Below are 9,336 nucleotides of genomic sequence, written 5' to 3' on the forward strand. Positions count from 1 at the left end.
GTCCCCGCAGACTCCTTGTCTGCCGTTGAGACCCACAAACTAACCACTCACCAAATATACCTTTTTTTCAAGGGGAAATGGACGGAATTGGAAACTTTCGAACGATGGAGTAATTAAAAACGTTTCAAAGCAGCAGGATAATGGCATATTGAAACGCTTTAAGCTTCGCTCTCCCCCGCATGGTTTTCTATGAATCAAGCAGCTTTTCCAAGCGAAGCACCCTATGATAGAGCGCCGACTTGGATAGCGGAGGATCGGCGAGCTCCCCCAGATCGCGCAGCGACAAGTCGGGATGGGCTTCACGAAGCCGACAAAAATCCTCCAAAGCTTGTGGCAGACCGTCGCGCAAACCCCGCGCTTCAAGCTCGGCGATCAGCTCGAGCTGCCGCTGGGCCGCTCCGGCGCTTCGCGTCTGGTTGGCCAGCTCCGCGTTCACCCGTCGGTTCACATCGTTTTTCACGGACTTGACCGCACGGGCTTCGTCTATCTCGGCAACCGAACGGCTAGCGCCCACCGTCTCCAGCAAGCGCTTGATGTCCTCGGCGCTCTTGATGTAGACGGCGAAGGCCCCACGGCGCGCGTTCACGCGCGCGGGCACGCCCAAGCTGCCGATCAGGTCCGCCAGGGCACGAGCGAACTCCTCGCCCTGCACGGCGATCTCGAGATGGAAATCGCCCCGGGGATCGGCTATGAATCCGCCGGCGATCAGCGCGCCGCGAATATAGGCGAGCTTGCAGCATGGACGCGCCACAACATGATGGGGCACCCCGCGCACCAGGTTGCCTTGGCGGTCGAGAATGCCAAGCAGCACCAAAGCCTTGGCGAGGTCCGGCTGATCGGGCAGCGCGATAAGATAGTTGCGCACCTTATGAAGTACGGAACGGCGCACCGTGAACTCGGTCTTGAGCTTCAAGATCTTATGGGTGAGGCCTATCATCGTGCGAGCGACGGCGCCCGTCTCGGTGGCGATTTGCAGCCTATACCGGCCCGACCCCGCAAGGGACAGGGTTCCGCAGACACGAGCGAGGGCGGCTAGCGTAGCGAGGTCGCAGTATTCGCACGCGGGCTCCTGCCGTGACAGCTCGTCGCGAACCTCTGCGCTGAACGACATCTATGCAAGCACCTCCTCCAGAGCTCGCGCAAGCAGCTGCACATCGTGGGCGGCCGGCATGGCGGTCCCCGTGAAATCGCGGACGATCACGCGGGGCACCATCCGGCGCAGCCAACGCAGATCGTCGTCATCGGCCCGAATGGGACCGAACGGAGCATCTTTAGCCCGCTCGATCTGGCGGGCGGTGACGATACCCTCCCCGTTCGGCCCGGGTCCGACGAGGCTCTTACGGGCCTCCCGCTTCCACGCGCGGGGCTCGTACGGATACACCTGCTCGGCCGTTTCCGCCCGATGGACCAGCACCGCATCGAGCGCGCCCTCGAGCCCCTCATCCAACAGCACGCGCACATGATCGGCCGCGCTCATCCCGCTCGTCTCGCCGAGCGAATCGATCTTGGGGCAGACGAACACGCGCTTCGCCTTGGTTCGGACCAGCGCTTCGCGAATATCGTGCACCAAGATGTTGGGCATGATGGACGTGAACAGGGATCCGGGACCCAGTACTACGAGGTCCGCGTCGAGGATCGAGCGAACAGCGTCCTCGTTGGCGGTAACCTCGCCTTGATCGAGCCAGACGCGCCGAAACGCACGTGTGCCGTAGCTGATCTGAGCCTGGCCGTGCACCTCGTCGCCATCGACGGTGGAACCCGAAAGACTTATGAACTCGAGCGTCGAGGGGTGCACGCGGCCGACGCAGCCCAGCAGCTCCTCGCAGGTGCGCGTAGCCTCGATAAAGGAACCGGACTCCTTGGCCAGCGCGACGAGAATGAGGTTTCCAAGCGCATGGTCGTCGATGGACCGGAAACGATGGGCGAACGCCCGTGCAAGCGTCGACTCGGGGTCGCGCGCCAGGGCCGACAGGCATTTGCGCACGTCACCCGGCGGAACCACGTGCTCGCGCTCGCGCAAAAAACCCGTGGAACCGCCATCGTCGGCCATGGCCACCACGGAGTCGATATGGGCGCCCATCAATCGAAGCGCGCGAATAAGCTGCGGCTGCCCGGTGCCGCCACCGATGGAGACCGCGTTGAACGTTGCTGGCATGGATGCACTAGCTCCTGATATTAGCCTTCGCGAGATCGCGATGGGAGATGTTCACGTGATATTGCTGCCGCTCCAGATGGCGCGCGGTCGCCTCGGCAATCGCAACGCTGCGATGCTGCCCGCCCGTGCAGCCGATAGCGATGGAGAGCTGTGGCTTGCCCTCGGCGACGTATCCCGGCATGACGGCGTCGAGGAGCTTGAACCAGGCGTCCAGGAACTCCTGCGTCTTGGGATGCTCGATGACGAAATCAGCCACCTTGGCGTCAAGGCCCGTCAGCGTGCGCATCTCGGGATCGTAGAAGGGATTGGGCAGGAAGCGAACGTCGATCATGAGGTCGGCCTCAACGGGCATGCCGTGCTTGAAGCCGAAGGAGAAGACGTGAACGTCCATGAGCTGTTGATCCGCCAGCTCGGAGAACGCGCTGCGCAGGCGCTTGCGAAGCGTCGCCGTGCGCATGCGGCTCGTATCGATGACCATGTCGGCGCGATCGCGGATGCTCCCCAAAGCGACGCGCTCGCGCTGGATCGCATCGGCCGTGGTGTCCCCGCGCTGCGCCAGCGGGTGACGCCGGCGGTTCTCGCTATAGCGACGGATGAGCACCTCGTCAGAGGCCTCCAGGAAGAGCACCTTGCAGGTCATCTCGTGCTCGTTGAGCGTCTGGATGGTGTCGAGCAGCTCGTCGAACAGGCCTTGGGAACGCAAGTCGCTCGTCACGCACAGATGGCGGCCCACACCGGTGTTGATGCCGATGAGCTGCGCAAGCTGCAGTATGAGGCTGGGTGGCAGGTTGTCGATGCAAAAATACCCCATGTCCTCGAACACGTGCATGGCCTGCGTGCGACCGGAGCCGGACATGCCGGTGATGATGACGATGTCGGGCACGCGGTCGGCGAGCTCGGCGGATGTGATGTCGGAGCGTTCCGTCATGCGGGCCTCCTTCAGACGAAGCTTTTAGCCTTCAAGTATACCCGCATAGACCCGGCGATGACCCAACCCTCGCGAGGGAGACACAACCCGAGGCGCCCCGCCCCCGGAAGCTGGGTAAAAAAATGGGCGTCCGAACGACTGCCGTTCGGACGCCCACAGGCATCAAAGCGAGTGCACGAGAGGCTCCCTAATCGAACGCCGCCTTGAACCAGCTGGTCAGGCTCGTGGGATGCGTGATCGCGGTGCCCACGACGACGGCCCAAGCGCCCGCGTCGATAGCGGCGCGGCCCTCGACGGGCGTATGGACGTGGCCCTCGCAGATGATGGGCAGGCCGGGGAACTCGGCGGTCGCCTGGCGAAGCAGCGGCAGGTCGGGGCCCTCGTCGAGCGTCGTCTCGATCGCGGACTTGTTGTGGGAGAGCGTCGTTGAGACGAGATCGAAGCCGATCTCCACGGCGCGACGAATATCCTCGATGGTCATGCAATCCGCCATGATGCTTTTATCTGCGCAATCGATAGATACCAGTCGATAAAGTACTGGTATCTACCAGATAACAACGAGTCGGCAGACGGCGCGTCGTCCCTATGAACGCAGCGTGTCGTACACCGCCTGCGCGACATCCACGGAGACCCCCTGAACGGAGGCGATATCCTCCACGCTCGCCTCGCGCAGGCGCTTCATGGATCCGAATCGCTTCATGATGGCGCGCTTGCGCACGGGCCCCACGCCCTCGACCTCATCGAGAATCGAGACGGTCATAGCCTTGTCGCGCAATTCGCGATGGAAGGTGATGGCGAAACGATGCGCCTCGTCGCGCACCTGCTTGATGAGGTAGAGCGATGCAGACCCCGTAGGCAGCACCACGGGCGTCTCATCCCAGGGCACGAACACCTCCTCGTCGGCTTTTGCGAGACCGCAGACGGGGATATCGAGCCCCAGGCCCTCCAGCTGGGTGAGCGCCGCGGTGAGCTGCGGCTTACCGCCATCGACCACAAGCAGGTCCGGCCGCGAGCCGAAGCGCTCGTCGGCCATACGTTCAGGCGCATAGCGTCGACCCAGGACCTCCTGCATCGATACGAAATCGTTCGCCTCATCGAGCTCGGCGCGAATCTTGAAGCGACGATACTGGGATTTATCGGGCTTTCCGTTGGTGAACACGACCATCGACGCCACCGTGAAGCGCCCATGGATGGTGGAGATATCGAAGCACTCGATGCGCAGCGGCGGCGCGGGCAGCGCCAACGCGCTCTCGAGCTGAAGCAGCGCCTGGTTGGTACGGTCGTCGGCATAGCCCGTGCGTATCATATAGCGCATAAGCGCATGGCGCGCGTTGCGCTCGCATGTCTCAAGCAGATGGCGCTTCTCACCGCGCTGAGGGCGATGAAGATGGCAGACGCGGCCGCGCTTCTCGCTCAGCCACGCGCCGATGAGGTCCGCATCCTCGAGGTCGCATGCAATGTCGACTTCGGATGGGATATCGGAGGTCTCATCGTAATAACGCTTCACGAAACCTGAAACGAGCTCCTCTTGGGAGACGTCCTGGCCCTTATCGAGGATGAATTCGCACGTCCGCTGGGTCCTGCCCTCGCGCACCACGAACACGCAAGCGCCCGCGATGGTCTCCTCTCGATAGAACCCGATGAGGTCGATGTCGACCTGCGCGGGAAACACGACCTGCTGGCGGTCGTCAAGACCGTTAAGCACCTCGAGGCGGCGCTTGATGCGTCCGGCGCGCTCGAAATCGAGGCTTTCCGCAGCCTCGGCCATATCGGCCTTGAGGTCGCCGATCACCTCGCTGCGGCGTCCCGACAAGAAGCGTTCGACGCGCTTGACGTTGCGCGCGTAGTCCTCCTGGCTGATGGCGCCCGCGCACACGCCGGGACCGCGCCCCACGTGGTAGTCGAAGCAAGGACGGCCCTTTTGCGCGCAGACGAGCGCCAGGAGGTCCGCGTCGGCGGGATTCTTCTCGAGCAGGCGCTTCACGCGCTTCCATTCGGCGCACGACGCCGTGCAGATGGGCGTGACCTTGCGCAGGATATCGATGGTCTCACGCGCCGCGCGGCTATCGGTATACGGCCCGAAATAACGCGTATCCGGGCGATGGCGCTCCCGCGTGTATTTGATAGCGGGAAACGCATCGCCTTTCGTGATGGCAATATAGGGATATGACTTGTCGTCTTTGTAATCGACGTTGAAATACGGGTGGTACTGAGCGATAAGGTTTCGCTCGAGCACCAGCGCCTCGTGCTCGGTGTCGACCACGATGTAATCGAAGCTCGCCACCAGCTGCATCATGAGCGGGATCTTCTCGCGGTCATCGGACAGCGTGACGTACTGCTTCATGCGGGCGCGCAGGTTCTTCGCCTTCCCGACGTAGATAACCTCGCCCGCGGCGTCTTTCCACAGGTAGCAGCCTGGATCTGTGGGAACCTGGGCGACCTGCTCGACGAGCGAGGGCAGGCCGCCCTCCCCCGCCGCCGAAACATGATCGGCGGCGGCGCGCTCGTCGAAGGGCGCAACGGGAAGCGACGTCCCCGGAAGGCCGCCGTGATGGAGCGGACCGGGCATCTTAGGCATCGCCCGAGCGAGCGGCCTCGCGCACGTCCCATACGTAGCGGCGGAACTTCTTGATCTGGTTGTAATACACCGCGCGCGCCAGCACCTTGTGCTTAAGCGTGTCGGAAGCGTTGTGATAGGGATAGCTCGCCTGCCCCGCGTTGTACATGCCGAGCACCTCATCGCGCAACGGTTCGTCGAGCACCGTTTTACGAATCACCTTGGAGGGCACGCACGTATACAGGAAGCGGTCGTATGCCTCGCGATACGGAATGCGCTCGCCCAGGATATACTCGTCTACCAGCACCTTGCCGATGTTGACGCCGCCGAGTGCCATGTAATAGGTGTTTCGGCCGGGCCTGGTGTTGACCTCGAAGAACTTATAGCGACCATCGCGCTCATCGTACTTGATATCGAAGTTGGCAAAACCGCGATAGCCCGTCCGCTTGCAGAAGCGCTTGGCGGCGTCGATGATCTCCTCCGTGCGCTCGGACAAGATGCACAGCGGGTTGCCGATAAGGTGGGGTGAATGGTCCTGCACCACCACGCGGCCGCCCGAAACGACGCGAACGTCGCCCGTTGCATCGGAGAACGTCGTGAGCGTGCGGATGGCATCGTCCTCGCCGGGAATGAAATCCTGCACCACGAGCTCGCGGTCATAACCCGCATCGCGCAGCAGGTTGAAAATGCGCACGAGGTCTTCCGGGGCATGGACCTCGTAGATCTTCTCCTTGCCGGGAAAGGACATGAGGTCGTAGCGCGCGGAATTGGACGGCTTGGCGATAACCGGATAGGTAAAAGAGGCGGCATCGATGGTGACCGTAGGATCGGCGCAGTTGAACGTCCAGGTACGGGGGTAATCGATTCCAAGTTCCTCGCACAGTTCGTAGAAGCGCTCCTTCTGCGTGATCTCGTCAAGGAGCTCGAAATCGTTGTAGGGGACCGCGAACCAGCGGGACAGCTCGTCCTTATGGGAGGAGAGCAGGCGCGCGTGCCAGTCGGCGCTACCGATGACGAGCGCCACCTTCCCCTGCTGCCTGATCTTCTCGCCGATGCGCGCCAGCAGGCCCACGATGGCCTCGTCGTCCTGGCCCATCTCGGGGCAGATGCGGTAATCGACGAAACGGCTGGACGAGGTGACCTGCACATCCACCGCCGAAAGGACGACGGTCTTGATGGCATAGGCCTCGTAGAAGCAGCGCGCCAGCGAATAGGCGAAGATCTCGCCTCCCAGGACAACGGGGACGAAGCGCGCGGAGACCTCCTCGCGCCTCAGAAGGGGTACGGATGCCATGGCTAGTCCTCCTTGTTCTTCATGGCACGCAGGGCGCCGCGGACGTCTTTCACCTTATGCAGCGCGCTATAGAAGCCTCGCTTGAAGGGCACGTCGCGATCGGGCGCGATGCAGCGCTCGCCATCCTTGGCGAACTTGGTCTTAAAGGTATTGAGGCTCTTCGTAGCCGGCTGGAAATCGCTGCCGATGCCCATCTGGTCGTACTCGGTGCAGCCCATTCGCGAGAGCTCGCAGCATTCGAAGTAGATGAGGCGGTCGGTTGCCAGCGCGCGGGCGGAGCCGGATCGGGAGGCGCCGTAGTAACGAGTGGCGCGCTCACCCGAGATGGTCGCCAAGGTCCAGGTGATCACCTGGCCATCGAGCCTGCCGGCGAACAGGCGGCAGTGCTCGGGGCCCAAGATGCGCAGCATGTTGCGGTACTCCTCGCAGGGCGCAGGAGTGAAGCCGTCGCGCGCCGCCGTCTCGATCATGACCTCGTAGTACTCGTCGAACGACGACGTGGCGAGCTCGGTCTCGTCGGCGAAGCTCACCTGGCACTCGCGCAGGGCCTTGCGCACATCGCGCCGGCCGCGCGGCTTCATGCGGGCGAGGATCTCATCATCGCCGCCCGTCAGATCGATGACCACGGTCATATCGTAGGGCAGCGTGGAAAGGCAAGGACGGGTGACGGGGAGCTCGTGCTTCACCGCGAGGCGCGCGAACACCTGGCGCTTATCTTCAGCGCGGACGAACGACGCGAGCGCCTCCATAGCGGCGTGCTCCTCTGCGGCAGAGGGCTCATGGCCCCACACGGGGGCATGATGCGCGCGCAGATACCGGTACCCATGCGTCTCGTACTGCACGAACGACGCCGCGGCAACGAGAGCGCCTTGATCTTCGAACGACACGAAGCCCCAGGGGGAGCGGCCCGGGATGGTGGACTCGAACTCCTGCCATACCGGCAGCTGTTCCACGGGAGCATTGACACCGAGCGCCGTAAGAGCGGCCTCGTACTCCTCGCGTGCGAGCTTTTTAACCTGCATGCTATCCCCGTTTCACCCTATCTACTCTTGTTGGACTCCTCATCATAAGCCCCTCGCAGATACGGCGCGGACCGCAGACCGCAGACTCTATGAAGAGACCACGCTCCGCACGACCTCGCAGACGCGATGGGCACCCGCAACGTCGATATCCGTTGGCAGCGTGGCCACGCACGCCACGAAGCGGTCGTTCGCAACAAGTCCCGAACGATCTTCGGGCACGCGGTAGGCGGCTTTATCCAGCACGCCAGGGCACAGCTCGGGGCGGTACCACGCCGAGGTGTAGTATCCCGCACGGCACACTTCGGAAACCATGCGATCCGCCGTAGCGGTATCGGCGGCAAGCACGGGAAACTTCAGCAGGGGCTGGGTATCTCCGGAGATAGCGGCCTGCGGGATCTCGATGCCGGGAACGCCGCCCAGCTCGCTTCGATAAACGGATGCGACGGCGGCGCGCGCGTCCTCGACGCGGCCGAGGCCCTCGAGCGCCACCAATGCCTTCTCGCATACGAAGCGCGAGGGCCGCATGGGATCGTACGGGAGCTGTCCGCGACGCTCGTCATCGGAAACCGCCGGCTCGAACAGTCCGAGGGCGGGAAGCACGCGGCGCAGGCCGCGCACCAGCGGGCGCGGCAGATGCCCGAAGACACGGAGCTGGAAGCGGTTGACGCGCGCGACGAAGGCGATGCGGGCGGGCGGCGCGGGCAGCGCGGCGAGACGTGCGGAAAGCTCGTCCACCACCTCGGTGAACGGGGAACGGGGGTTCACCCACACCGCGCCGCCGAACAGCGTATCGAGCACCTTTTCGATACCGAACGAGTGAATCGATATATCGGCGAGCGGGTAGCCCTCCTCGTCCACGGCCATGCGACCGACGCAATGCGCGCAGTCCTCGATCACCACCGCGCCCGCGGCGTGCGCACGCTCGACCAGCCGCCGCGAAGCCGCGTCGTCGATGATGCCGTACGTATGCTGGAGCATGACGGCACGGCAATCATCCGGCAACGCAAGGCGATCAGGGTCGATGGACGCGGTGTCAGCCGAGATGTCGGCATAGAGCGGCGTCAGCCCCGCAGCAAGGATGGGGTCGACGGCGGTGCAGCAGGTGAGCAGCTGCGTGACGACCACGCCATCGCCCATGCGCGAGCGAATCGCATCGAAGGCAACGCGCATGCCGTAGCGGGCTTTGAACACGCAATGCCAATCCATCTCGACGGTACCCGTCCGACGAGCCAGGAGCGCCGCGATGCGCTGTTCGAGGGTCTTCCCCGCCGTCTGTTCGAGCGAAGCCATGCCCGGGTCCTTTCTCCTAGGAAAACTGCGCTAGCTGTTAAGTGCCAAGACGTTGTTTACATCTCGATGGTGACAAATAGGGAGGGCTCC

7 protein-coding genes and 1 pseudogene are annotated in these 9,336 nt (G+C 63.3%); all 8 read right to left on the minus strand.

Translation table 11 applies throughout. The annotated features are described in order from the left end of the window. Positions 1 to 187 precede the first annotated feature (187 nt). Positions 188 to 1,111 carry a DNA-binding protein WhiA gene (gene whiA, locus E4J93_RS06675; protein ID WP_147588689.1) on the minus strand — a complete coding sequence of 308 codons (924 nt, stop codon included), beginning with the start codon at positions 1,109 to 1,111 and terminating at the stop codon, positions 188 to 190. Continuing rightward, complete coding sequence (gene yvcK / locus E4J93_RS06680) at positions 1,112 to 2,155, minus strand: gluconeogenesis factor YvcK family protein (RefSeq protein WP_147588690.1); 1,044 nt, start codon at positions 2,153 to 2,155, stop codon at positions 1,112 to 1,114. 7 nt (positions 2,156 to 2,162) lie between these two features. Further along, positions 2,163 to 3,083, minus strand: coding sequence for an RNase adapter RapZ (gene rapZ / locus E4J93_RS06685; RefSeq protein WP_147588691.1), 921 nt, complete (start codon positions 3,081 to 3,083; stop codon positions 2,163 to 2,165). Between the two features lie 187 nt (positions 3,084 to 3,270). Beyond that, positions 3,271 to 3,579, minus strand: a pseudogene (locus E4J93_RS06690) (N-acetylmannosamine-6-phosphate 2-epimerase); the annotation flags it as partial. 87 nt (positions 3,580 to 3,666) lie between these two features. Further along, positions 3,667 to 5,661, minus strand: coding sequence for an excinuclease ABC subunit UvrC (uvrC, locus tag E4J93_RS06695; RefSeq protein WP_255431950.1), 1,995 nt, complete (start codon positions 5,659 to 5,661; stop codon positions 3,667 to 3,669). Beyond that, complete coding sequence (locus tag E4J93_RS06700) at positions 5,654 to 6,934, minus strand: carboxylate--amine ligase (protein ID WP_147588692.1); 1,281 nt, start codon at positions 6,932 to 6,934, stop codon at positions 5,654 to 5,656. Before E4J93_RS06700 ends, uvrC begins: the two co-directional genes overlap by 8 nt. A gap of 2 nt (positions 6,935 to 6,936) precedes the next feature. Continuing rightward, positions 6,937 to 7,956: a GNAT family N-acetyltransferase gene (locus tag E4J93_RS06705; RefSeq protein WP_147588693.1), complete on the minus strand. Its 1,020-nt coding sequence runs from the start codon at positions 7,954 to 7,956 to the stop codon at positions 6,937 to 6,939. Positions 7,957 to 8,043: 87 nt separating this feature from the next. Then, positions 8,044 to 9,246, minus strand: coding sequence for a DegT/DnrJ/EryC1/StrS family aminotransferase (locus tag E4J93_RS06710; protein ID WP_147588694.1), 1,203 nt, complete (start codon positions 9,244 to 9,246; stop codon positions 8,044 to 8,046). Between the last annotated feature and the right edge of the window lie 90 nt (positions 9,247 to 9,336).

It is taken from the genome of Collinsella sp. BA40 (genome assembly GCF_008014645.1).
In the GTDB taxonomy this organism is placed as follows: domain Bacteria; phylum Actinomycetota; class Coriobacteriia; order Coriobacteriales; family Coriobacteriaceae; genus Collinsella.